Annotated in this window: 20 protein-coding genes; 4 read left to right on the forward strand and 16 right to left on the reverse strand. The window is 44.1% G+C overall.

The window, feature by feature from the left end:
* Positions 1-31: 31 nt before the first annotated feature.
* The 5 genes from ACTW1R_RS12675 to ACTW1R_RS12695 all read right to left on the reverse strand — a co-directional run bounded on the left by ACTW1R_RS12675 (position 32) and on the right by ACTW1R_RS12695 (position 7,088).
* Positions 32-1,792, reverse strand: coding sequence for a glycoside hydrolase family 43 protein (locus ACTW1R_RS12675; protein ID WP_271814000.1), 1,761 nt, complete (start codon positions 1,790-1,792; stop codon positions 32-34).
* A gap of 327 nt (positions 1,793-2,119) precedes the next feature.
* Positions 2,120-3,844, reverse strand: a complete 1,725-nt coding sequence (locus tag ACTW1R_RS12680) for an ABC transporter permease/substrate binding protein (RefSeq protein WP_005228611.1) — start codon at positions 3,842-3,844, stop codon at positions 2,120-2,122.
* Positions 3,837-5,051 (reverse strand): quaternary amine ABC transporter ATP-binding protein, encoded by a 1,215-nt coding sequence (locus ACTW1R_RS12685; RefSeq protein ID WP_005228609.1) that lies wholly within the window; start codon positions 5,049-5,051, stop codon positions 3,837-3,839. The genes ACTW1R_RS12680 and ACTW1R_RS12685 overlap by 8 nt, the downstream gene beginning before the upstream one ends.
* Before the next feature lie 135 nt (positions 5,052-5,186).
* The gene (locus ACTW1R_RS12690; protein ID WP_074535519.1) at positions 5,187-5,840 is read right to left on the reverse strand and encodes a GntR family transcriptional regulator; all 654 of its coding nucleotides are present in this window, start codon (positions 5,838-5,840) and stop codon (positions 5,187-5,189) included.
* 54 nt (positions 5,841-5,894) lie between these two features.
* On the reverse strand, positions 5,895-7,088 hold the full coding sequence (locus tag ACTW1R_RS12695) for an NAD(P)-dependent oxidoreductase (RefSeq protein WP_270289839.1): 1,194 nt from the start codon (positions 7,086-7,088) through the stop codon (positions 5,895-5,897).
* Between the two features lie 94 nt (positions 7,089-7,182).
* Here ACTW1R_RS12695 and ACTW1R_RS12700 point away from each other — a divergent pair, with 94 nt between their 5' ends.
* Both ACTW1R_RS12700 and ACTW1R_RS12705 read left to right on the forward strand, forming a co-directional pair.
* The gene (locus tag ACTW1R_RS12700; protein ID WP_015510201.1) at positions 7,183-7,806 is read left to right on the forward strand and encodes a DapH/DapD/GlmU-related protein; all 624 of its coding nucleotides are present in this window, start codon (positions 7,183-7,185) and stop codon (positions 7,804-7,806) included.
* 194 nt (positions 7,807-8,000) lie between these two features.
* A complete protein-coding gene (locus ACTW1R_RS12705; RefSeq protein WP_271813997.1) occupies positions 8,001-9,539 on the forward strand; it encodes an AMP-binding protein in 1,539 nt (512 codons plus the stop codon).
* A gap of 72 nt (positions 9,540-9,611) precedes the next feature.
* Here the strand turns inward: ACTW1R_RS12705 and menC are convergent, their stop codons facing one another.
* The 6 genes from menC to menB are packed head-to-tail and all read right to left on the reverse strand — an operon-like array spanning position 9,612 to position 16,952.
* Entirely contained in the window at positions 9,612-10,739 is a 1,128-nt protein-coding gene (menC, locus tag ACTW1R_RS12710) for an o-succinylbenzoate synthase (RefSeq protein ID WP_060792820.1), read from the reverse strand.
* A gap of 15 nt (positions 10,740-10,754) precedes the next feature.
* Complete coding sequence (gene menH, locus ACTW1R_RS12715; RefSeq protein WP_271813993.1) at positions 10,755-11,594, reverse strand: 2-succinyl-6-hydroxy-2,4-cyclohexadiene-1-carboxylate synthase; 840 nt, start codon at positions 11,592-11,594, stop codon at positions 10,755-10,757.
* On the reverse strand, positions 11,591-13,303 hold the full coding sequence (gene menD / locus ACTW1R_RS12720) for a 2-succinyl-5-enolpyruvyl-6-hydroxy-3-cyclohexene-1-carboxylic-acid synthase (RefSeq protein WP_218213204.1): 1,713 nt from the start codon (positions 13,301-13,303) through the stop codon (positions 11,591-11,593). The genes menH and menD overlap by 4 nt, the downstream gene beginning before the upstream one ends.
* Positions 13,296-14,660, reverse strand: a complete 1,365-nt coding sequence (locus ACTW1R_RS12725; RefSeq protein WP_270289835.1) for an isochorismate synthase — start codon at positions 14,658-14,660, stop codon at positions 13,296-13,298. Before ACTW1R_RS12725 ends, menD begins: the two co-directional genes overlap by 8 nt.
* The gene (gene menE / locus ACTW1R_RS12730; RefSeq protein WP_375826505.1) at positions 14,638-16,137 is read right to left on the reverse strand and encodes an o-succinylbenzoate--CoA ligase; all 1,500 of its coding nucleotides are present in this window, start codon (positions 16,135-16,137) and stop codon (positions 14,638-14,640) included. The genes ACTW1R_RS12725 and menE overlap by 23 nt, the downstream gene beginning before the upstream one ends.
* Entirely contained in the window at positions 16,137-16,952 is an 816-nt protein-coding gene (menB, locus tag ACTW1R_RS12735; RefSeq protein ID WP_005228595.1) for a 1,4-dihydroxy-2-naphthoyl-CoA synthase, read from the reverse strand. The genes menE and menB overlap by 1 nt, the downstream gene beginning before the upstream one ends.
* A gap of 189 nt (positions 16,953-17,141) precedes the next feature.
* Here menB and ACTW1R_RS12740 point away from each other — a divergent pair, with 189 nt between their 5' ends.
* Both ACTW1R_RS12740 and ACTW1R_RS12745 read left to right on the forward strand, forming a co-directional pair.
* Positions 17,142-17,510: a PaaI family thioesterase gene (locus tag ACTW1R_RS12740; protein WP_005228593.1), complete on the forward strand. Its 369-nt coding sequence runs from the start codon at positions 17,142-17,144 to the stop codon at positions 17,508-17,510.
* Between the two features lie 202 nt (positions 17,511-17,712).
* Positions 17,713-18,912: an AI-2E family transporter gene (locus tag ACTW1R_RS12745; protein WP_489927288.1), complete on the forward strand. Its 1,200-nt coding sequence runs from the start codon at positions 17,713-17,715 to the stop codon at positions 18,910-18,912.
* Positions 18,913-18,956: 44 nt separating this feature from the next.
* Here the strand turns inward: ACTW1R_RS12745 and ACTW1R_RS12750 are convergent, their stop codons facing one another.
* From ACTW1R_RS12750 to ACTW1R_RS12770, 5 genes are all read right to left on the reverse strand, one after another.
* Complete coding sequence (locus ACTW1R_RS12750) at positions 18,957-19,901, reverse strand: ROK family protein (protein ID WP_271813988.1); 945 nt, start codon at positions 19,899-19,901, stop codon at positions 18,957-18,959.
* 5 nt (positions 19,902-19,906) lie between these two features.
* Entirely contained in the window at positions 19,907-21,061 is a 1,155-nt protein-coding gene (locus ACTW1R_RS12755; protein WP_087627867.1) for a helix-turn-helix transcriptional regulator, read from the reverse strand.
* A gap of 19 nt (positions 21,062-21,080) precedes the next feature.
* Positions 21,081-22,271, reverse strand: coding sequence for an MFS transporter (locus ACTW1R_RS12760; RefSeq protein ID WP_271813987.1), 1,191 nt, complete (start codon positions 22,269-22,271; stop codon positions 21,081-21,083).
* A 5-nt stretch (positions 22,272-22,276) separates the two neighbouring features.
* The gene (locus tag ACTW1R_RS12765; protein ID WP_271813986.1) at positions 22,277-23,845 is read right to left on the reverse strand and encodes an alpha-N-arabinofuranosidase; all 1,569 of its coding nucleotides are present in this window, start codon (positions 23,843-23,845) and stop codon (positions 22,277-22,279) included.
* Positions 23,846-23,976: 131 nt separating this feature from the next.
* Positions 23,977-24,606, reverse strand: a complete 630-nt coding sequence (locus tag ACTW1R_RS12770) for a GyrI-like domain-containing protein (RefSeq protein WP_271813985.1) — start codon at positions 24,604-24,606, stop codon at positions 23,977-23,979.
* Positions 24,607-24,720: the final 114 nt, after the last annotated feature.

Consider the following 24,720-nt stretch of genomic DNA (forward strand, 5'->3'; position numbering starts at 1 on the left):
CAAAAAAGGATGCATCGCTGCACCCTTTTTCTTATACGATTACTTGCTTCATATAGCCTGCTTCGTCAAAATCTAATGGGGAAATGCGAACCTGTCGATGAAATCCGCGGGCTTCTTCTGGATACTTACTAAGTGGAACAGCAAAGCTGTGATAAGCAATATAATACCTATCAGAATACTCTAAAATACTGTGATGACCGGTTCCAAAAATGCCTTTTTCAACATTTTTTTGTAAGACAGGATAATGATAGTGAATCGGTCCATACAATGAAGAGGAGGTACCATAATTCACATGATAGTCTTCGCTGCGGGTATCTTCTCCCGACCAAGTAAAATGATACAAATCATCTTTTTTCAAAACGGTAATGGCTTCTCGAAAATCTTCCAGCCCTTGATATTCTGCTAGCGTATCAAGTTTGACTGTTCGCATGTCATCTCCCAACGCTACGATCGCAGCCGTTCCTCCCGCAGAATTGCCAAACAATAGATAGTACTTTCCAGCTTCTACGTAAACAGATGGATCAATGACTTGACTCATGTTTAACCCATAGTCATCGATAAGGTCAGGACTCAAAAGCGGTTTCTCATCTGCAATAAAGGGACCTGTTGGATGATCCGCATAAGCGACACCGATTCCTGAGCGTCCATCCGCCATTTTTCCAGTAAAGTAAAAATAAAACGTTCCTTCTTTTTCTGCTGTACAGGGTGCCCACGCACCACCGATCGTCCATTTCACTTGCGAGGATGCTAGATCAAGGATCGTTCCTTTATTTGTCCACTGAGTAAGATCTTCTGATTCGAATATCGAAAAGCTTGTCCCAGACCAATCGGTAAAACCATCTGATGTTGGATATAAGTAAAATTTCCTGTTAAATGACACCAAATCAGGGTCTGCATAAAGACCATCTAAAACCGGGTTTTTCTGTTGATAATAGGTCAGTAACCGTTGATACTCATCATCTGTGATCGTGATCACTCCACCATGGCGCTTGATAGATTGACCGAAGTCAAAGGCAGAAACAGGTTCGAAAACGCCTGTTGCGAGATCATCACTTACTGCGATCCCATATCCGGTGCCTTTTTTAAAGTGATCTGCGATCAGCGCCCATTTGCCATCAGGTAATTGGTACAATTGCGGTCCTTCAACCCCTTCTAATTGAGCGAGATATTCAGAAGCTACTTCCTGATAGTCTCCTGTCAGCTGTTGACTTCGATCTAAAAAAATGCGACTATTTTCTTCGTTTTTTGTAAAACGATAATAATACCCCTGACTAAAAACAATCGTTGTATCGATCACATCCATCGTTTTTTCAATAAATAGCACTGGCTCAGTAAACGTCTGAAAATCCTTGGTAGAAACAGAATAAATCTTATGTTTTCCACTGACATTTGCAGCAAAATAGACAAAAAATGTCTCTTTTTCTGCGTCATAAATTGCCTCTGGCGCCCACAAATTACCGGCATCTTCTGGAGCGATCGTTGCGGTCCATGGGTTTGTCCAATACACCAGATCCGTTGATGACCAGATAACCATCTGGCGGCTACCATTGGTTTGAGCCTGTGCCCAGCCAAGTCCCTTTTCAATACGCAAATCTGTCGCAATGAGATAATACGTGTCCTTCCCCTTAACTAGAAAAGGATCTCTGACTCCTTTTTCCCCAAGATCACTTTTCAAAACGGGATGGCCTTGATTTAAATCTGTAAAAGTCAACCCATCCTTGCTCACACTAAAGTATACTTGCTCACCATTTTTTTGCTCGCCGGTGAAATGGCAAAATAAATAAGCCGTCATCCAATCCCTCCTAATTCCTTCTCTATGCACTCGACTTCCTTCTCTCTCATTTTATAGAAGTTCCCGTGAATTTGTATAAGTTGATGAACGAACTTTTATAAGATTTTGAAACACTTGCTTTTCTATTTTCTTACACGAGCGACTCCATTGACTGGCCATTCTTTGCTATTCCTTGTCAAAAATCATCGGCCATTGTTTGCTCATTTTCTTTTTACCTGAAGTTTGTGCAGCAAATAAACGAACAAAAAAAGCACACATCCGAAGGTGGATGCGTGCTTTCTCAACATTAAAATCGATTGAAGATTTTATACATTTATTTGAAAGAAGTTAGTTCGTCCAAGCAGCAACTTCTTCTGGGTGATTGGCTACCCAATCTTTGGCTGCATCTTCGGCTGACGTTCCGTCATTGATTGCTAACATGACTTCTTCCATGTCTTCTTGTGTCCAGTTGAAACGATCAAGTACTTCGTAGACTTCTGGCATGTCATCTGCTAATCCTTGGCGTACAACAGTGTTGATGCTTTCTGCTTCACCCATTGTTCCTTCTGGATCATCCAGATATTTCAGATCATATTTCGCAAACATCCAATGTGGAGACCAGCCAGTAATAACGATCTCATCTTGGTTCTTGATGGCTTGGCCTAATGCCACTGTCATCGCTCCTGAAGAAGAGGTAGCGACATTCCAATCGGAAAGGTTGTCATACGTTGCAACCGTATTTTCCGCTGCATTTACGACACCAGCGCCTGGTTCGATACCAGTGATGGTTTTTCCAGCTTCGTCAGAAAGGTCTGCGATGGAATCTACATCCATATAACTTGGTACAACGATCCCCAGTTTTGCCCCCTCTAAGTTAGGACCTAAGTTTTCAACTTGGTCTTGGTACTGTTCATACTGGGATTGATGCGTAGATGGCAGCCAAGCAGCAACCATCCCGTCAACTTCCCCTTTTGCCACCGATTCCCACATGATGGCATTATCCAAAGGCGTTGTATTGACTTCGTAGCCCATTTGCGACAAAACTTCTGCCACCACATGGGTAGATGCAACTTCCGTATCCCATTCGACATACGCCAAGTTCACCGTGCCTTTGCTGTCAGAAACATTTCCAAAGGCAAACGATGCTCCAATCAAAGCAACGACTGCCGCTGCAGCAATCCCGCCAAAAAGACGTTTTTGTTTGCGACTTGTCTTGCTGGCTGCTTTTTGATGTGCCGAACGATTCAAATTCTGGGTAAAGCGATCCATGATGATCGCCAAAATAACTAAGGATACCCCACTGACAAATCCGTTACCGACTTGTGCTCGTTGCAAGGCGGACAAGACACCGCGCCCTAACCCAGGAGCACCGATCATTGACGCAATCACGACCATTGATAATGCCAGCATCGTGGTTTGGTTGACCCCAGCCAAAATAGTGCTTTTGGCTAGTGGCAATTCTAATTTGATCAGTTTTTGCCAGCCAGTCCCCCCGAAGGAATCAGAGGCTTCCACCAATTCACGAGAAATTTGGCGAATCCCTAAGTTCGTCATCCGAACGGTTGGTGGTAGAGCAAAGATCACTGAGGCAAAGACCCCAGGAACCATCCCGATCCCAAAGAAAGCAACCGCAGGAATCAAATAAACGAAACCAGGCATTGTTTGCATAAAGTCTAAGATCGGCGTCACGATACTTTGCGCTTTTTCGCTTTTCGCCATTAAGATCCCTAGTGGAATCCCAATGATGATCGAAACCAAACTCGACAACAAGACCAACGTCACGGTGTTCATCAAGTCTGTCCATAATCCTTGGTTATAGATGAACAGCAACCCGACAAAAGTAAAGGCTGGCAAGCCGAATTTTTTGCGTGAAACGAAAAAGGCAGCAGCCGTCAATAAGACGATCATTAATAACGGTGGTACAAACAGTAATACATTTGTAATAGCGTCCATGATAAATTGTCCGAAAGACTGTAAGGCTGAAAACAATCCACTGAAAGTTCCTGTTAGCCAATCAGTAAAGTTTTCGACCCAATCAGCCACCGGAATCGTATGTTGTAAGAAATTATCCATTTGTCACTACCCCTTCCTCTGCTTGAGCGGCTGAATCAGTCTCAGCCAATGCTTCAATCACACTTCCGCGGATCACGACTCCGATCAAACGATCGTTTTCTACCACGGCTAAAGGTGTAGGCGAATCATAGATCAAATTGAAGATATCCGTTACCAGCATATCTTTATCGATCTTTTTAACATTTTTATCAATAACTTCCTTCAAGGTCAGATTGTTTTTCCGTGCCTCACGAGCAGACTCGGCTGTCAGGCTTCCTTTTAGGTGACGACGTTTGTCGACGGCTAACAGCATGCTGACTTCTTCTTTCCGCATCCGGTTCAATGCTACGCTTGGTCCATCGATCTCGATGTTCGTCGTCAATGCTGGGACCATGATGTTTTGCGCAGTCAAGACTTTGGAACGATCGACATCTTCCACGAAATCACGCACGTATTGATTGGCAGGATTCGTCAAAATATCTTCTCCTGTACCGATCTGCATGATCTGACCATCTTTCATTAAAGCGATCCGGTCACCGATCCGCAAGGCCTCGTTCAAATCATGGGTGATAAAGATAATCGTTTTTTGAACATTGGCTTGCAATTCTAAAAGTTCATCTTGCATTTCACGGCGAATCAGCGGATCTAATGCTGAAAAGGCCTCATCCATCAAGAGGATCTCTGGATCATTGGCTAACGCACGGGCAAGTCCCACACGCTGTTGCATCCCTCCAGACAGCTGGTCAGGGTATTGGTCTTTAAAAGAAAGCAATCCTGAGTTTTCTAACGCTTTTTCCGCTTTCGCTGTTCGTTCTTCTTTCGAGACCCCACGGACTTCTAGTCCGTATTCTGTGTTCTCTAAAATTGTCCGATGAGGGAAAAGGCCAAAGCTTTGGAAAACCATGTTGATTTTGTGACGGCGAACTTCTCGTAGTTCCTCTTTACTCATTTTGGCAACATCCACGCCATCTATGTAAATATCTCCGCCAGACGGCTCGATCAATCGATTCAATAGTCGAATCAATGTTGACTTCCCGCTTCCAGAAAGGCCCATGATGACGAAAATCTCGCCTTCGTTGACTTCAAAGTTCACATCATAGACCCCGACGGTGGCACCCGTTTTTTCTAAAATCTCGTTTTTGCTGCGTTGTTCTTTGACCATGGCTAGAGCTTGCTGCTTTTTCTTGCCGAAGATTTTGGTTAAGTGTTCCACTTTAACTTTACTCAAATGATTAATACTCCTTTTTCTGAAAAATTTCACGAAAGTGACCATACTATCTTAACAAGATGTGGTCACTTTGTCAAAAAAAAATTCCCCATGCTTTTTCTTTTGCAAAAAAAGCATGGGAATCAGGAAAAAGAATTACGCTGAATGGTCCGTTGGATAGAAGAAATTGGTCATGCGCTGCAACGCCAATTCATTCCCGACAAAATAAATCGTATTGCCTGCACTGAATTTCGCATAAGGTCCTGGTGACAACAGCAATTCTTCGGTTGTTTGGATCGCGATGACCGTCGCCCCTGTGGCCTGCCAAACATTCAATTCGTTGATACTTTTTTCCAAATGCTGCGCCTGTTCCGTCAGCTGAAGCTCAAAGGGCACAAACGGACTCATATGGTGTACCTTTTTGGTTTGCTGCACTAGCGTGTTCAACAAGTCAGAAAAATTATCCAGCTCTTGCTGCTGCCGCTCCACACTGTCTAAAATATCTTGTCTAATTTCTTGGATCGACTGCACATCTTGGTATTGTTCCACAAAGGCCTGTGCTTTTTCCTTTGAAGCAATATAAGCGCCGCTGCCATGACGGACGTCCATGATTTCTAAATCAACTAATACATTGATCGCTTTGCGGGCTGTTTCAGGAGAGACATTGAAATTGCTGGCTAATGTTGAGCGTGCATGGATCTTTTGCCCAACTTGGTAGCGATTTTCAACGATTCGTTCCGCGATCGCTACGGCAATCTGCTGATAACGAGGCAAAGCGACCTTCTTTTTATCTTGAAACTTATTCGTCATGATGAACTTCCTTTACTTTTTTTTCATCATAACAAGAAACATTGTTGGTGGCAACTATTCACTGGTTCGCGAATTTTTGATCAAGCGGGCACGAATGATCGCTTTTTCTTGCTGTATCTGCTGCTGTAGATCTTGCAGCAGTGTTTCATTTGTCTCATCAAGATCAATCAAAGTATAGGCAACTCCGGCTTTTCTCTCACTCGCCAAATTATCGATATCCACGCCTGCTTCAGAAATGATCCGCAATAATGGGGCAAAAGCACCAGGCTTGTCGTGATAAAACAGCGCTAAGCGATACGGTGCCAAAAAAGGCAACTCTGCATGGGGGAAATTGACCGATTCTTGAATCGTCCCAGCGCGTAAATAGGCATGCATGCGATCAAAAACTACGTGATCCCCCTTTTCCAAGGCATTGGTAGTACTGCCGCCGATATGCGGATAACACAACACTTTCGGTTGTCCGATCAAGCCCGCACTAGGAAAATCAGTGATGTATTGTTTGAGCTGATTTTTGGCTAATGCTTCTAAGACGGCTGCTTCTTCCACGATTTCCCCGCGACCAAAATTCATCAACACTGCATTTTTTTTCATCTGTTGAATCGTTTGTCGATTCAGCATGCCTTTGGTCTCTTGACTTAAAGGGAGCAAGACCGCCACAAAATCTGATTCGGTCAACAGCATTTGCAGGTCACTGACTTGCTCGTAATCGTGTGCTGCTTTCTTCGTTCGGGCATAGCCCAAAACCTCCATCCCTAGCTGATGACAGGCTTTTGCCACCCGTTCACCGATCTCTCCTAACCCTAAAATACCGATGGTTTTTCCAGCTAATTCTTCGCCAATCACTTCTTTTCGCCGTTCTTCAGCTACCTTCAACACCTCTTCTGCTTCAATTTGACCGGACGTTAGTTCTTCTTGCAAATCGGCTACCGTCTGGATCGCTTTGAATAAGGGGCGGACGCTGAGAAATAAATTGGATAGCACCAACTCTTTGACTGCATTGGCATTGACACCAGGACTATTGAAAACTACTGTGCCATTTTGAGTACACCGTGCCAAATCGATCGTATTGGTGCCTGTTCCTGAGCGAGCGATCACAGCTAATTCTGGTGTGATCAATTCGTTAGGAACCGTTGAACTGCGCACAAACAGCGCCTCTGGGGCCGCTTGATCTTTTAACGAGTATCCTTTTTTGATTGCTCGCTTAGCTATCGTTTCGGTCATCTTATCTAACTGATAAATCGTCTCCATAAAGCAGACCTCCTTTTGTCTTTAGTGCGTATTAGTCAAATAGTACAAAAAAGTGCGGTAAAATGATAGCAATACGCAAGAGAGGATGATTTCTATGCACCTATCGATCACAAATTTTCCAGATGAACAGCCGATCGTTGGCAAAGACTCGCAGCTTCAAGACACAACTTTAGGAGACTATGTCGAAATTGGCGAAGCCAATCACATTGATCATTCTTCCATCGGCAATTATACCTATACGGGGCAATATTGCTTTATTCAGAACAGCCAATTAGGACGTTTTATCAGTATCGCAGCGATGGTCCGCATCGGCCCTACCAATCATCCCTATGAACGCCCTAGTCAGCATCTTTTTGCCTATAATGGCGAAGGCTATGGATTTGCGCCAAAGGACGAGTCCTTCTTAGAAAAACGCAAAGCAAAAACGACCGTCATTGGCAATGATGTCTGGATCGGCCACGGTGCCGTGATCCAATCTGGTTTGACCGTCGGTGATGGTGCCGTGATCGCCTCAAACGCAGTCGTAACCAAAGATGTGCCGCCTTATGCGATCGTCGGCGGGGTTCCAGCAAAAGTGATCAAATACCGCTTTGATCCAGAAACGATCACTGCTTTGCAAGAAATCGCTTGGTGGAATTGGAATCGTGCAGAATTAAAAGCACGCTATTTAGACTTTCGCCTCCCAATCGAAGATTTTGTAGCAAAATACACCCGTTGATTATGCACTTTTTCCGCTTAGTACGAGGAATGAATGATAACACATCACAGTCATTCATTCTTCGAAAGTCTTTGCCCGAATGATTTTTTAGAAATAAATAAAAAACACAAAATATCTATTGTATCGAGGAATTCCTGTGCTAAAATGGAGAAATCAAATGAAGTTTTTCACGAACTTTTAAAGGAGTGTTCTATTTGTCCATTTTAGACTATCGTCCATTGAATCTATACACCAATTATCGCGAAGCTGCTGAGACGTTTCCTGACACCCCCATCATCCATGATGAAGTGTTGCCAGCATTTCCTGAGCTTGGCTATCGTAGTACCTACCGTTCGAGCCATGAAATGATTTTAAAGCGTGCTTATCAACTTGCCTCACTTGGCGTGCAAGCCGGAGATAAAATCATTCTGTATAAATCTTCAAAATTCGATACGTATTTGTTAGCAACGGCTGCTTCTTACCTTGGTGCCGTTCCTGCTATGATCTCCTATCATTTTCCTGCTGAAACCATCGAAGTGTTTGTGGATCGCTTAGAAGATCCTTACATCTTATTTGATGAAGAAACCGAAGGCCGCGTCGCACAAGTGAAAAATAGCAGTACTGACAAACAGATCGCTGTTCGCCATTTGCTACAACAACCAGAGGAACCAGTGGAACAAACTGAATTACCGGTGGATCAAATTTCCTATATGACCCATACTTCTGGAACGACGGGTATTCCAAAATTGATTTGTCATTCAGCAAACTCCATGGGCTGGCGGACAAAATGGCAAAAAACGATCTTCACCAAGATCGATCGCACCAAAGCTGACTCTGATTTAATTGCGTTCCATATTTCACCGGTGCACTCCCGCTTCAATATCGGTATCTCCTCCTTGATGGCGATGGGCTTCCCGATGATGCCATTAGCCAATGCCAACGGTGCTCATGTCGTAGGCATGTTAAAAGAATACCCACCGATCGCTTTGGAAACTCATCCAAACAATTTTGTCCAATGGAGCTTTGTGGCAAAAGAACAACCAGATGCTTTTGCTAATATTCGTTACTATCACTCAACCTTTGATGCTATCAACAATCAAACAATGGCGACTTTTTTAAATACTTCAGTAACAAAAGAAGCACTCTTTTTACAAGTCTATGGCCAAAGTGAGTGCGGGCCAATGATCCTAAAAGCACATACCTTAGAAAGCATCACTACCAACGATGCCCGTGATATGGGTGTCGGTCTGGAGGACTTAACGAGAGCGCGGATCGCCGATGCCGAGGGCAACGAGCTGCCAGCCAATACCGATGGGCACATCCATTTCCTTTCAAAAGGACGCGCGTTGACCTATTATAAAGAAGATCAGCGTTTTGCTGACAATGTCTATGGCGCTTGGTGGGACAGTGGTGATTACGGCATGATGGATGATCAGGGACATCTTTACTTAAAAGACCGTCAAGTGGACTTGATCAAAAATATTGAAAGCAATCTTGCCTTGGAAGACCTTTTGCTGGATCATTTAGACTTCCTTGCCGAAGTCGTGATCGTTCGCGACAAAGAAAACTCACCGCAACCAATCATTGCTTTAGCACCAAATCGTCAAATGGATTGGGATGCTTGGTGGAAAATGGTGGAAGATCTCCCTCACCTCAATCAGCCAATTTTACGCGACTACGAAGATATCCCACGAACAGCAACCATGAAAGTCCAACGACTACAAATTGAAAAAGAATTCAAAAACGCAGAATAAAGCAAAAGAAACGGCCAGCAGATTTCCCTGCTGGCCATTTCTTTTGCTTTCGCTGTTTTTTCTTTGCTGATGTTATTCTTTCGCTGATCGTTTTCTTGAGTAGATGCATTCTTTAGGTTGCCCATACTGACTTAGCTTTGTTTCTGCTAACGTGATGCCAAAGCCCTTTCCATCAGGTACCAGCAGCTTGCCTTCATGCAAAGTTGCAGGCTGTGTAATGACATCATCATAAAAGTAACGATCAGAAGCGGAAAGATCCCCAGGAAAATGGAAAATATCTTGACTCGCAAATTGCAAATTCATGGCTCGTCCCACACCAGACTCAAACATGCCGCCTAACCAAACGAGTAGCCCATGGGTTTGACATCGATCAAGGATTCGCAAGGCTTCGGTGATCCCACCGACACGGGGGATTTTCAGGTTGATCGCACGGCAGCTGTCCAGGGCTGCGACGGTATCGACGTCTTCTGCCGTTCGAATATCTTCATCCAAACATAGAGGCGTCTTCATCTGCCGCTGTAGCTGACTGTGCCCCACCAGATCTCGTACCTTAAGTGGTTGCTCGATCATCACCAAGCCTAAGTCATCAAGTGCCAAAATGCGTTCTGGCTCACTCTGATAGGCTCCGTTTGCATCTGCCATCAAAAGCAATTCTGGAAAGGCTTGTCGAATCGCTCGCAAGGGTACCAGATCTTGCCCAGGCTTGATTTTTAATTTGATTCGTTGATACCCTTGGGCGACATAATCGGCAACAAGAGCCACTAGTTTTTCGACAGAGTCTTGTATGCCAAGACTAACGCCAACAGCGACACTCGGTCGGGTTGCGGTATAAAGCTCTTTCACACTTTGATGCGTTTGCTTGCCATATAGATCCCAAATCGCTGTTTCCAAAGCCGATTTTGCCATGTAGTTTCCTTGGACCGTTTGAAACAGCTGCCAAACTTCTTGCGGATGCTCGATCTCTTGGTCAATCAATAATGGGATCAGTGCTGTTTCAATCACTTGTCGAGCAGAAAAGAGGGTTTCTTCAATGTAATCTGGCTGCTCAAAAGCGACCAATTCACCGATGCCCATCGTTTTATCCTCTGTCGTCACCAAATAAAGATCAAAAGCTTTTTCTGTTAATTGTCCATAACTTGTCACAAAGGGTTGTTTGAGGGGCAAGCGACAGGCGATGCGTTCAATTTTTTCAATCTTCATTGCGTTCTCTCCTTGTCAATCAGCTGACTGTGGCCCCGATCCTTTTACAAACCATTGATCGATTTCATGACGAACCTGTGTCGGCTGTTCTAAATGGATACAATGTCCAGCATTAGCAACGACTTTGATGGTCATCTCTGGTTGCAGCTGCTTCATTTGGTGGGCGATTTTACGAAACTTTACATCTTTTTCCCCCGCTAAATAAAGAATTTCACAAGCTAGCTGCGGAAGTGCCGACCAACAGCTTGGCTGTTTGCCAGTACCACCGTAAACCAAGCTTACTGCCAAGCCAAATTTGTTTTGCTGCAAGCGTCCTTGCCGTACAGCAGCCTGCTGCGCTAAAGGTAGCTCCTTTTGACTAGCAAACAACGGCAGTTCTTGCCAGTAATCGACAAAATCGACCAAAGGCTCCCTTAGTAAGCGCAACGCTAAGCGACGATCGTGCCGCTGACGAGCGAGTCGTTCTGCTGGATCAGCTAACCCGGGTGAACCACTCTCAAGCAAAAGATGGGTCACTGCCGTTGGTTCCATGACCGCCCAGACAATTGCGATTCGCGCCCCCATCGAGTAGCCATACAGGCCATAACGTTCAATCCCTAACTTCGCTAAAAGGTGTGCGAGATCCTCCACCAGTAAAGGAAGTTCATAACGCATGGGATGGACATAAATCGATGAGCGTCCATGTCCAATCAAATCGATTGCCAATACATTGTAAGAACCTTCCTCTGCAAAAACCGGTCGAAAGCTTTCCGAAGAACCCGTGAAGCCATGCAATGCCACAAGGGTTGGTAAGGATGATCGATACGGCTGCAGCCACTGATAAAAATAACTGACGCCATTTATCGTGTCCTTCATTGCTGCGCTCCTGCCTCGCTAAACTGCTGTTGGAGTGCTTGCCAAGTGTTGACCGGATCTTTTTGCTCACCCTTCACTTCGATTATTTGAAAGCGCGGCTGTTGACTTGTTTCCGCTAAAATCGTTTGAAACTCTAGCAAAGAGGTCGGTGTGTGCCAATCTGCCTCATATAAGGCCGCCACTTTTTGAAACTCAAGATCTAACGGAGTACCAAAGAGCGGGACAAAGTCGTTTGGTTCTAAGGTGTTTTGTGACAGAAAGGAAAAGATCCCACCACCGTTATTATTCAGTAAAATGATCGTTACTGGCAATTGATACTGGCGCAGTAGTTGTAGGCCGTTCATATCATGGTACAACGCTAAATCACCAATCAACAAGTAGGTAGGCTTTTGACTGGCGGAAGCAATCCCAGCCACGGTCGAGACAAGGCCGTCGATCCCATTGACGCCTCGGTTTCCATACACGCGATAAGTGGAGGTAGTTTTGCTGCCGTAGCGATCAAAAAAACGGATCGCATTGCTGTTTGCCAAAAGAATTTGCGCTTCTTCAGGCAAACATTGTTGGAGCATGCGCACAGCGCTGCTCTCATCCCATTGTTGCAACTGGGGACTTGCAGCAATCACCTGATCTGCCCGCGCTTGAAGTGCTTGCCATTGTTGTTGCCACGCCGTATGTTTGACGATCGGCAACTGGGTGATGGCCGCCACGAAGGCGCTGATCGCTGCTTCGATCAAATAGTTTGCCCGATGCAGCTGATCTTGCCACTGCCCTGATGGATCAACAAAGAGCCACGTCGTCGTATCGGCTGCTTTGTTCAACCATAATAGGACATTTTTGGTGACTGGTAAGCGACCAAAACGCACGACCACTTCTGGTTGGAAGGCAGAAGTCAATTGTGGGAAAACAAGATCGGCTTGACTGATAAATGTTCCTACTTTGGTACCGGCTGTCGCCAGATTGGTCAATGGATCGCCGACGATCGGCCAGCCTAATTTCTCCGAAAAAGCCAGCAACTGCTGCGCTTCTTCGATCGTAAGGCTTTCTCCAGCAATCAGAATACCTTTTTTATCAAAGTAAGGGGCTAGCTGGGTGATCATCTCTGCTGACAGCTCTTGTTGTGGTGCCAGATAGCTCACGTCTTGCTGCATACTGCATTGGCGACTAAAGTCAGGCAACAGCGGCTCCCGTAATGGAAAGTTGATTTGGACAGGGCCTTTCGGCTGTTTTTGCGCTTCGATCGTGCAAGTTGCAGCTTGCCAAAAACTATAACGCAACAAAGCAGGATCGTTTTCTGGCACCGTCATCTCTACCATCTTTTTGACATGAGAGGCATACAAATTCTGTTGATCCATTGCCTGTGGCGCCCCAACGCCCCGCAGTTCTGGTGGGCGATCAGCCGTTAAGACGATCAGTGGCAAGTTGGTAGCTTCTGCTTCACAAACAGCTGGATAATAATTGGCTGCTGCAGTTCCAGAGGTACACAGTAAGATCGTCGGTTGGAGATCAACTTTGGACATCCCTAAAGCAAAAAAAGCAGCCGAACGTTCATCGACAGCCACCGTACAGGTGATCTCAGGATCACGATGCAATAGTAGCGCCAATGGCGTGGAGCGTGAACCGGGACTAATGACTGCTCGCTTCGCACCCGCTGCTTTTAGTCCTTGGATCGCCGCTAGTAAATAGTCTGTCATGACTGTCTGGTTATTCATCTCCTAAGATCCCTCTCCTCATCGGTTGAAATTTTAACCGTGTTTCTTGACGTTCGGATTCCGCATCTGAATCGGCAACGATCCCACAACCCGCATACAGCGTTGCTTGATTGCCGCTAAAGAATCCTGAGCGGATCGCCACAGCAAACTCGCCAATATCTTCTTGAATACCCAACCAACCGATCGGTCCACCGTACATCCCTCTGCTGGCTGGTTCATGGGTACGAATCCATGAGACGGCTGCTTCTTTCGGTTCTCCCCCCAATGCTGGGGTCGGGTGTAGTTTTTGCACGGCGGTCAGAAAGTTGACTCCTGCCTTTCTTTGCCCTGCTAAAGGAACAAACAAATGCTGAATGTCACGATTTTTGATCACGGAACGGGCTTCTGATTGAAAGCCGTCAGCTAACAAAGTGGCCAATGCCGTTTCTAAGCGATCGACAACTACTTGATGTTCATGGGTATTTTTTGCGTCCGCTAAAAGGGCTTGTGCCAGTGCCTCATCTTCTTCTTTGGTTTTGCCTCTTGGTGCGGAACCTGCGATACTCACCGTTTCAAACTGATCGACAGTCGCTTTTAGCAAGCGTTCTGGCGTCGCACCAGCAAAAACATGGCCCCCATGTTCGATGGCAAAAAGATAGGTATTCGGCTGCTGTTGCGCCAACCGTTGCAACACCGCTGCACTAATGATCGACTGCTTCGTTTCTACCTTCATTCGTCTTGCCAGAACCACTTTTTTCAACGGTGTTTCAGTTGAGCGAATGGCTGCCACTGTCTCTTCGACCGCTTGCAGCCATTGGGGCACATCTAGTTCCTCTTGTGCCTGAAAAGCAGGCGTTTCTGCTACAAGACTCTTGTCCGAATTGGCCTTCAACCAGCTTGCGACTTTTTCCTGTAAGGCAGCGACTTTTTGTTGTCGTTGTTCCTCGGAAGAAGCGGCTACTGTATAAACGACGCCACACTGATCTCCAGTTTTGCTGACCAGTATTTCTGGCAACGCAAAGAGACCAGCACCTAGCTCAGCCCAATCCTGACTGACTTCTGCCTGTTCATCAAAAGCAAAGCCGCCAACTAACTGCGCCTGAAAAGGTGCCTCTGGTTGATAGTGGGCTTGCTTTAAGAGAGAGCGGACTTCTGAAAAGTCTGCAAGTTTGGGTTGCGAAAAAGTGGCTAACCAACCCAACCCTACTATACTGGTCGTTTCATCAGGGGTACGCCAGAAGTAGCGTTCCCCTCGATATTCTTGTGCCGCTGCATAAAGAGCCAGTAAGTCACACCTTTCTATAGGTTGATACTCACTCAAATAGGTTTTCCCGGCAGCGATCGCTGCCTCATAATTACTTGTTGATTTGCTGTTCAATGTAGTTCACTCTTTCTTCACTCAGCAATAGCCTTTTTAAAACTTTACCGCTTGCTGTGCGCGGCATTTCTCGCACGTGATAAAAGCGGCGCGGAAATTTATAATGGGCGATCTGCCCTTCTAACGTATCCAATAAAGCTTGGAAGTGGATCGGTTGATTTAACGTTAAATAAGCCGCGACAGATTGTCCCCACTCCTCGTCTGGTTCCCCCACCACAGCTGCCTCTTTGACCGCTGGATGCTGCAACAAGGCTTGCTCCACTTCTGCGGGATAGATGTTTTCTCCACCAGATATGATCAGTTCGCTTGCACGACTGACTACATACAAAAAGTCCTCTTGATCAAGATAACCTAGATCTCCTGTGGCAAACCAGCCCTCTTGGTCCCACTGCTGTGGACTGCGATCGTTCAAGTAACGAGTCGTGATCGCAGGTCCTTGCAGTTGGATCTCTCCGATCGGCTGGGTATTTTCAGCAGTCTGGTGGTCTGCCATTTTCCCATCAGTCGCAATTCGTAAATGGACACCTTGTAGGGGAACCCCAGAGGCGCCGATTTTTTCAGAAGCTTTTTCTGGCGGCAATGCCACCACTTGTGAACAGGTTTCTGTCATCCCATAGGATTGAATCACAGAAAGCTGATTTTGCTGGCATTTTTCCAATACACTTTTGGCAATCGGACCGCCGCCTAGCAGGATATAACGCAACGAATCAAAGCCTTGTTGGGGCACCAAGGGCAGCAAATCTGTCAACATTTTTGCCACCAAAGAAACGATCGTCCCTTTCCCTGCTTCAAGGTCTTTTGCCATTTCTCCAGCATCAAAGCGCTCATACAAACGAACACTCATCCCAAGTCGCAAGGACCGCAAGAGAATTGATAACCCACTGATATGATACAGCGGAACTGCACAAAGCCAACAATCCTCGCTAGTGATGGCTAAGTTTTTTTGAGTCGCTTCGGCACTTGCTAGATGATTCCCAAAGGTTTGAGGCACACCCTTGGGATTGCCAGTCGTACCAGAGGTATACATAATTGAAGCCACTTGCTCTGCTTGATAGATTGCTTCATTAGGAACAAACGAAGGAACAACAGAACCGATAAAAGCCTCCGCCTGTTTGATCGCTTGTCCAAAGGTCAAGCTGCGAACACCCGAAACCGCAGCCTGATCCGCCGTGATCACCCAGTCGCAGTGGGCATCTTGCAATTGGAAGGAGATTTCAGCGGCTGTCAATCGCGTATTCAGCAGCTGGACTTCGATCCCCAACTCCCATAACGCAAGGATCGTAAAGACCATTTCAGGGGCGTTATTGCTAAAAAGAGCTACCCGGTTTGGCTGATCAACGAATTGGGCTTGATAATAAGCAGCGTAAGCATAAACCTCTTTTTGCAAGGCAGCAAACGACCAGCTTTTTTCATGCCAATAAAAAGCTGGTCGTTCTGGATGAAGTTGTGCTTGCCTTTGCAGCCAACTCCCAGTCATTATGGGAATTTAGGGAATTGGTCGAAGTCTGGTTGACGTTTTTCTTTAAACGCGTCACGACCTTCTTTGGCTTCATCCATCGTGTAATACAATAAGGTCGCATCGCCAGCTAATTGCTGAATACCAGCTAATCCGTCCGTATCTGCGTTCATTGATGCTTTGATCATGCGTAACGCCAACGGGCTCTTTTGCAGCATCGTTTCTGCCCATTCCATCGTTTCATCTTCTACTCGATCAAGAGGAACGACTGTATTGATCCAATTCATCGCCAATGCTTCTTCGGCGGTATATTGTTTTGTCATGAACCAAACTTCCTTGGCTTTTTTATGACCGATCGTCCGTGCAAGATAGCCCGAACCATAGCCACCATCAAAACTACCGACGTTTGGTCCAGTTTGACCAAATTTAGCGTTATCAGCGGCGATCGTTAAATCACAAACCAATTGTAAAACATTTCCGCCACCGATCGACCAGCCTTTGACCATGGCGATCACCGGTTTTGGTAACGTGCGAATCAATCGCTGCAGATCCAATACATTTAAGCGAGGAACCTGATCTTCCCCAACATAGCCACCGTGACCACGGACTTTTTGGTCTCCGCCTGAACAAAAGGCTTTGTCGCCGGCGCCTGTCAAGATAATCACGCCGATGCCTGGTTCATCGCGACTGATCGAAAATGCATCAATCATTTCAAACACCGTTTTTGGTGTAAACGCATTGTGGACTTCTGGGCGGTTGATCGTGATTTTCGCCACTTTTCCATGTTGTTCAAACAAAATTTCATCGTACTCTTTTAAGGTTTTCCATTCTCTCATTACTTGTTCCTCCTCAATTCACATAGCTCTATTATACACATATCTAGTCGCTTTTCGTTAGAAATTGCTTTGGTTAAGGGAATTTCTTAAGACTTCTCCCCCCTGTTGCCGACTTTCTGAGATCTTCGGCTATTTCTATCAAAACTCGTGCTATAATCATGGTAACTTTCTTAGAAAAAGGAGCAAAAAATGAATTTACTGGAAGCCTTAGAAATCGAAGTAGAAGCAGCAACAGCCGATTTTGTTCGTTTACGGATGCCGATCAAAGCGCAGCACAAACAGCCTTTTGGTCTCGTTCACGGTGGCATTAACGGTGTTTTGATCGAGACCGCCTGCAGCATCGGTGCCAATCAAGCTTTGGCTCAAGAAGAGGCCTTTGCCGCCGGCGTTGACCTGCAAGTCAACCATCTAGCCGCCGCCCAAGAAGGAACCCTGATTGTAGAAGCTAGTCCTGATCGCATCGGCGCTCGTATCCAAACTTGGCAAGCCACTATTTGGTTAGCTAGCGGGTTAAAAACTGCCGTTGGGCGCTGCACTTTAACGACTGTGCGCAAATAATCCTTTACGCTCCTGCATTGTGCTCACGGGAGCGTTTTTTGGTCTGTTTTGAAGAAAGAGGTCACCAGTCAACGCCTTATTAAAGATATTCTTTCATTATAAAGATATTGAGAATGTGAGCGTGGTTTTTTCGAAAGGTACGTTGTTTTTTTACAGAATAGGGGTCTTTCGTTATAATGTAGCTAAGAAAGCGAGGCTTATTATGAAAAATAACCGATTGATCCACTTTTTAGGCGGCAAAACAAGCTATTATGTCTTAGGACTGATTATCTTGTCGGCAGTTGCTGTCTTTTTGCTAAATCAGATTTCTTTTTTATTTACACCCTTTTCAGCCATTCTTACAGCTATTATCCCACCCTTTTTATTTGGGCTGATCCTTTACTATCTGTTTAATCCGGTGGTCGATAAATTGGAAACGAAAAAAATTCCCCGCAGTGCTTCGATTGCTGGGATCTATCTGTTGATTCTTTTGTTGATCGTCTTTGCTGGTTTCCAGCTTTATCCGATTTTGGAGCAGCAAACCACCGATCTGATCAATAGCTTACCAAGTTTGGTCAGTGACTTTGAGAAAAACGCGACCGCCTTTTTAGAAAATACCCCATTTCAAGATGAGATGGCACAAATTACAGACACACTACAAAATATCACCAGTAATATCATGAGTTTTATTGGAGACTATTGGCAAACTGGTGCCGCTGGGCTCAGCAGTTTGTTTTCAACCATTTCGACCTTGTTCATTGCTTTGTTTACTGGACCGATCATTGCCTTTTTCTTATTGCGTAACCCAAACAAGTTTTATTTTTCGGTCCTCTCATTAGTGCCACCACGTTTTCGCAAAGACTTTAATGAAATCGTCAAGATCTCTGACTTACAAGTCGGTGCCTTTTTGAAAGGACAAATCATTTCATCCCTGATTTTAGGGGCGATCTATTGGGTCGTTTTCCTCTTGATCGGCCTAGAGTATGCCAGTATTCTGGCGATCGCCGCTGGTCTGCTTTGCATCATCCCCTATATTGGACCTTTTATCGTCTTTTTCCCAGGGATTTTCATTGCCGCACAAGACTCCACCGGGATGTTGGTTAAGTTTTTGATTGCTTGGTTTGCTGTACAGCTACTTCATGGCGATTTAGTCGTGCCCCGTGTGATGGGTGACCGATTGAAAATCCATCCTATTACGATTCTGGTTGTTTTATTAGTGATGGGTGATTTGATGGGGATCGTTGGGGTGATTTTCGGAATCCCGATTTATTGTCTGCTAAAAGTTCTTGTCGTTTACGTGTTCCGCAAATTCAAGCAGCGCTACAACCGCTATTACGGTCAAGACGGCAAATACTTCCACAGTGCCTTCACTAGCAAAGATTACCTAGGTGACGAAGACAAAGACACCAAGAAAAAAGCCTAAAAAAACTGCCGCGAATCGTTGGTTCGCGGCAGTTTTTTTCTATTTTATTTCATCTCATGTTCCAAAAAGAAATGATAGAGCGCCCCTAATAAATTGGCGTCATTTTGAAATTTGCAGGCTTGGATTTCCGGCTTCGTCAAGGTCTGCTGCAAAATCGGTAAACTAGCCAGCAGTTGCTGATACTGACGGTCGATTTCTTCCACCACGATCGCTTGGGCACTGATGCCACCACCAATCACGAAGCGCTCTAAGTCAATCACGGCTTGAACATTGAGTATGACACACGCGATTTCTCGGCAATACGCTGTAAACAGTGCCCAGACCTGTGGCTCTTTTTGATTGATAGCGTCAAAAACTGCTTCACCATCAGCAAGATCAGCTAAGCCTAGCAGTTGGGCGCTGCGACGGATCATGGCGACCGCTGAACCGCTAAAACCTGCCAATTGCTGCAGGGTCAATCCCTGATTATTTGGTTGCTCAGCGTTTTCTGGAGCATCGCTTCTCTTAGTGGCATTTAGTAGAAAACTTAATTCCCCTGCTTGAAAATGTGCACCTTGGATCAGTTTTCCTTCAACGATCACACCACCGCCCAAACCAGTACCTAATGTTATGGCAGCCCCATTTTGAATCCCTTTAAGGTTTCCTAGCCACCATTCAGCTAATGCGGCTGCTTTGCCATCGTTGGTCACAGCAAGCGGCACTTGATACTTTGCCAGCAGCTGTTTTAAGGAGACTCCATCTAAAAAAGGCAATGCCCCGCCAAACGAGATCGTCCCTGTCTCTGGGTTGACTTTTCCTGGAGTACTAACAGCAATGCCCCGAATGCTTCCATGAACGTCTTCAACGATCGTTTCAATCCCTGTCAGAAATTCCGTAAGATTTTTCGGCGTATCCATCCGTCCTCGTGTCACAATATTCCCCGAGCGATCAACGACAGCCGATTTGATTTTCGTGCCGCCGATGTCGATGCTTAAATAGTTGGTTATCATAAATTTTATCCTTCCTGCGCCCCATATTTTAAACGATATTGATTTGGGGTCATCTGAAAATGAAGTTTGAACAAATGGCCAAAGTGACTTTGGCTAGAAAAAGATAAATAATTCGCGATTTCATGAATCTCATATTGAGAGTAACATAGCAGATTAGCCGCTACAAGAAGCTTTTCTTTTACAATAAACTGATGGACCGTAATCCCTGTCTCTTTTTTAAAAACAGTTGAAAGATAGGACGCCGTAGTATTTAGTTCCCTTGCTATGCTGCCTAGCGTTACCTTTTCATGCATTCTTTTGAAGATACTATTTTTTGCTCTTAAAACAAGAGGATTTTCGCTTTTATTCTGTTTATTCTCAGCCACTAATTCAGTAAAGTGAATTTCTGCATTTCGAACGATCGAATATATCTCATTTTCTGTCGCAGCTTCATCGATACTTAAAATATAGCTATCACTTAGTAAAAAAGCTTTTTCTGGGTGTAAGCCTCCTTCAATTGCTGACCTTGTGGATATAGCAAGAACAACAATCCCCAAATTCTTAAGAGAGCGAAGCTTGTTTTTAGATAGCCTGGCTAATTTTCCTGCATAATTTTCTTTGAAACTCATCATCAAACGATCCACATTGCCTTCTCGAATACTGCCTTGTTCACGCAGTTCTTGTGCATATGGATTGTGCAGTGTTTGCTCCTCGTGATAGCGAAAATGAGTATCAATTACTTTCTTTCCTTGATGACTCAAAAACTGACTGTCTGTTTTCATACTCATTAAAAAATCATGTTTCGTCAATTTGACACCAGTTAATACGGTGTAAACTAAAAGCCCAGAATCTAACAAAAGAGACCAATCAGATTCTATATAAACTTTTCTTTGTTTTTGATCTGGATCTGCTTGGACTGTACCTAGCAGATAGATACACTTCTTTGCATCATTTTCAATCAGAAAAATCGTTTGATCATTATGACTATACAGATACAGTGGATAATCAAGCTGTTCACGTTTCTCATTAAACCCAGCAATCGTTCGCAAATCATATAGAAACGAGTCGGGATAAGCATTAAACTCTCCGAAAACACGCTTCAATTTAAAGGAAGCATCATATTCACGAACCGGATAAGAAAGTACTTTCGATAGATAGTCCATCAACAGATCTAGTTCCATTGTCTTGCTTCCCCTTTGCTTAATCGATTACTAAAGAATGCTTCTCACTTTTTAAATGTCTAATCAAAAACAGACAAGCCATCACCACATAGATCACTCCACCAATTGTAAAAGAAAACGACGTTTGGTCATTTCCAAATAGTTCTCCCAACCATTGTAACACGTATGGAGAAATGAATGAGCCAAGATTACAAGCTACCATTGCTAAAGAGACAGCAAGATTGGTTGAATGCTCAGGTGCACCTGGTAGTAAGATGTCGTACATGTAAGGAACAAATAATCCAACAACTAGAAACGTAAAAATCAAAACGATCGTTAGGATCAACATATTCTGAGCATAAGGAATAAAGAAATACGTCCCTGCAACAAACAATAATGCTACGATGGGAGTATATGCTTTTAGCATGTTTCTGACTTGACTATATGCAAATCCCGTCAATGCTCCTACTAAACTCGCAATTGTTAGTGCTGTACCTAAAAAACCTTGATTGGCATAATTTTGTTCAACGATCAATGTACTCGTCTTTGTATAGATAGTCATAATCAAAATAAAAAAGACAAACATCATGGAGCAACAAAAAAAAACTAATTTATTAATCCTTTGCGTAATCACTTGAGAGGCTGCCTCATTTTGATTCAATAACGTATGCCGTGACCGATCTTGTGGAAGAAAGAAAAAAACAAATAGTAAAATCGGCAGAACTAAGAAATAGACACTATAAGCATAATGCCATGAAATATTGACCAAGATTCCTGCTAAAAAGGTGGCAAAACTGGATCCCAAGGTTGAAAACGCTGTCTGGTAACCCAACATTTTTTGCTGTTCTTCTCCCGAAAAATATTCTCCAATAAGCCCAATAGCAAGAGAGTTGTAGATCCCTGTTCCAGCACCTAATACAAAACGAGAAAGATATATGATCGTAAAATTAGAAACAAATACGGGGATGATTCCTCCGACAAAAGCCAAAAGCAGCCCTAACAAGACGGTGTTCTTCTTTCCAATCGCTTTGATGATAAAAGTACTTAGTAAAATGAATACCATCATAGTAAACGAAGGAATTGTTACTAAAGATTCCACTGTGGCCGATTGAATATCCGGAAATTGATTTTTTATCATTGGTAAAGTAACTGCAATCGCACTGGCGGCACTAATCATCAAAGAGATACTGAGAATGGTTAATTTTAATAATCCACTTTTAGACTGCTTCATCTTTGTCACACCTTTCTTTCCTTTACTTTGAATTGATAAACAGAAATTGATGCTGCCTTACTAGTTACACTGATTTGATCGTCCTGACAATAGACATCTTGGATCTTTTTGGTCGTCACTGTTTCGGGCTTCCCAAACTCGTTGAAAGCGCACATCGTTTCTCCGGTGAGCTCTTCACCAGTAACGAACTCCACTGGCAAATCAAAAAATATCGTGACTGCTTCTTCTTCGTTATCAGAAGTATTAATAATGTTTAATGTAAGCAGATTTTCTTTGATCGAGGCAAAACTATATATTTTTTTCAATGTCGGTTCATCTGAACGGGTAAAGGTCGGAGCATCGTCTGAAAGTGCAACTACATTGCCGTTTTGATGATTTTGATAAAGTTTAAATACATAATAATTAGGTGTAAGAACAGTTTCTTCTCCTTTCGTAAGAAATAATGAGTTAAGAACATTTACTGATTGTGCGATACACGCCATTTTTACCTTATCCGCATTTCGATGGAAAATATCCAATGTTAATGCGGTTGTAATGGCATCTCTCATGGTACTTTGCTGCCATAAAATAGAAGGAGCATTAAAGTCAATATTGTGCCAGTTCCCCCATTCTCCCACAATTAAATCGACATTTATATCCGTTGCAAACGCCCCTTCTTCTTGAGGAATCTGCTTGATGCCGTCTTGAATCAATGCATACTGCTCTTTAATGACATCTTCTAATTCAAGTGCCCCATTAATGACTCGATACCATGCATCAATGCTAAAATCCGTGATAAGATCTTTCGAATCTTCTAAATTCCAATTATAAAAGTGCAAATCGTATCCATTGATTCTCGGTTTGCGGTATTTTCCAAGTTCATTAAAAAAGTCTTTTGTCCATTCAACACGTTCTTTCGGCTTATTTCCATCTGGACCCACGGCAATCATTTTCATTTCTTTACTTGTTTTCACCCACGGCAAACCGACACCAAAGCTAGGAATAGCACTGGTATGCTTGCGGTATTCATCCGCATAGGCTTGCGCAGTATAATTGCCTCCGCCAGCCCAACTTTCATTCCCAATCCCCCAATATTCGACATTATATGGTTCACTACGCCCATTAGCTGCACGTTCATTTGCCAAAGAGGTACCAGTTTCTCTATTTACATACTCAACCCACTCCCTTGTTTCTCGGGTCGATCCCGTCAACATATTGATATTAAACCATGGCTTCGCCCCCACTAACTCGCATAATTTCATAAATTCATGAGTCCCGAATTCGTTATTTTCCCTCGTCATTGTCCCAAAATTCTCATTAAAGTATGTTGGTCGTTCCTTCCTGGGCCCTATCCCATCTCGCCAATGATAGACATCCGCGAAACAGCCACCCGGCCACCTTAAAACAGGCGGCTTGATTACTTTAAGTGCATCAACAACATCTTTTCTTAAGCCATGATAATTGGGAATAGAAGAGTCTTCCCCTACCCAAATCCCGTCATAGATACCGCTCCCAAGAAACTCAATAAATTGTCCATGAAGCTCCGGCTGAACGACAGCACCTCGTTTTTGTGACTCAATAATTATTTTTACCAATAGAATCGCTCCTCTCTTGATAAGAAAAGCATAATTTTTTTGGTAACGCTTTTATATCAGAATATTTTCCTTCCTATCATAAAATTTAAAAAAGAAAAATGCTCTTCAAGCGATGCTTGAAAAGCATTTTTTTATTCCCCTTTTTCTACTGCCCATCGCAGGACGGTTTTGGCTTTATCTGGTGAAACTTTTCGCGGATCAGACAAATAGATTTCTCGATGCTGGAACGTGTCCATCGTTGGACGGATCACTAACTGCTCTTGTTTTAACAGCTCCTTCATTTGCGCAAATGTTTCCGCTTCAGTGTCAAAAGAACCTGTATGCATCGCTTGCAGACACAATCCTTCTTCATAGCGCTCAAAGATGAGCTTTTCTAGATTTGGATTGTCTTTCTTCTCTTTGACGGCCAAGAGCTGTTCTTGAAACAGTGTTTCCGTGACTGGTTCTGGTTGGCGAATCATGATTTTGTAGATCAATTCTTCTTTATTGACGGCACCGTCTGGCTTTGTCAGAGAGGTCCACACACCTTCTAAAGGAAAGACCGTGTATTCAAAGGGTTCATTGCCAAAAGCCCCTTTTTTTAATCCCATCCTGAGTGAATAAGAAATCGTATATAAAGCGGCGATCTCTTCGCTGAATTCAGGTCGATTCGGATTGCCGCTGCCGCTCAAACTGATAAATTGATACGTTGGCACCTCGATCACTGTTGGTTTTTTGGGAAGATAGAGCTCTTTTTCTAGTTTGCGCCATTCATACTTCATAAGGACCCTCCTCGATTTGCTTTTCTTTATTTTACCATGAAAAAGAAGGACCATTGCAAAAACAGTTATCCCTTCAACTGCAAAGGGACAGCTGTTTTTTTTATAGGAATAATG

This window comes from Enterococcus sp. R12 (genome assembly GCF_058135755.1).

Bases quoted from the DNA above. Each gene is read 5' to 3' on its own strand.
- ACTW1R_RS12675 (WP_271814000.1), bottom strand. From the start codon at position 1,792: ATGACGGCTTATTTATTTTGCCATTTCACCGGCGAGCAAAAAAATGGT.
- ACTW1R_RS12680 (WP_005228611.1), bottom strand. From the start codon at position 3,844: ATGGATAATTTCTTACAACATACGATTCCGGTGGCTGATTGGGTCGAA.
- ACTW1R_RS12690 (WP_074535519.1), bottom strand. From the start codon at position 5,840: ATGACGAATAAGTTTCAAGATAAAAAGAAGGTCGCTTTGCCTCGTTAT.
- ACTW1R_RS12695 (WP_270289839.1), bottom strand. From the start codon at position 7,088: ATGGAGACGATTTATCAGTTAGATAAGATGACCGAAACGATAGCTAAG.
- ACTW1R_RS12700 (WP_015510201.1), top strand. From the start codon at position 7,183: ATGCACCTATCGATCACAAATTTTCCAGATGAACAGCCGATCGTTGGC.
- menC (WP_060792820.1), bottom strand. From the start codon at position 10,739: ATGAAGATTGAAAAAATTGAACGCATCGCCTGTCGCTTGCCCCTCAAA.
- menH (WP_271813993.1), bottom strand. From the start codon at position 11,594: ATGAAGGACACGATAAATGGCGTCAGTTATTTTTATCAGTGGCTGCAG.
- menD (WP_218213204.1), bottom strand. From the start codon at position 13,303: ATGAATAACCAGACAGTCATGACAGACTATTTACTAGCGGCGATCCAA.
- menE (WP_375826505.1), bottom strand. From the start codon at position 16,137: ATGACTGGGAGTTGGCTGCAAAGGCAAGCACAACTTCATCCAGAACGA.
- menB (WP_005228595.1), bottom strand. From the start codon at position 16,952: ATGAGAGAATGGAAAACCTTAAAAGAGTACGATGAAATTTTGTTTGAA.
- ACTW1R_RS12740 (WP_005228593.1), top strand. From the start codon at position 17,142: ATGAATTTACTGGAAGCCTTAGAAATCGAAGTAGAAGCAGCAACAGCC.
- ACTW1R_RS12745 (WP_489927288.1), top strand. From the start codon at position 17,713: ATGAAAAATAACCGATTGATCCACTTTTTAGGCGGCAAAACAAGCTAT.
- ACTW1R_RS12750 (WP_271813988.1), bottom strand. From the start codon at position 19,901: ATGATAACCAACTATTTAAGCATCGACATCGGCGGCACGAAAATCAAA.
- ACTW1R_RS12755 (WP_087627867.1), bottom strand. From the start codon at position 21,061: ATGGAACTAGATCTGTTGATGGACTATCTATCGAAAGTACTTTCTTAT.
- ACTW1R_RS12760 (WP_271813987.1), bottom strand. From the start codon at position 22,271: ATGAAGCAGTCTAAAAGTGGATTATTAAAATTAACCATTCTCAGTATC.
- ACTW1R_RS12770 (WP_271813985.1), bottom strand. From the start codon at position 24,606: ATGAAGTATGAATGGCGCAAACTAGAAAAAGAGCTCTATCTTCCCAAA.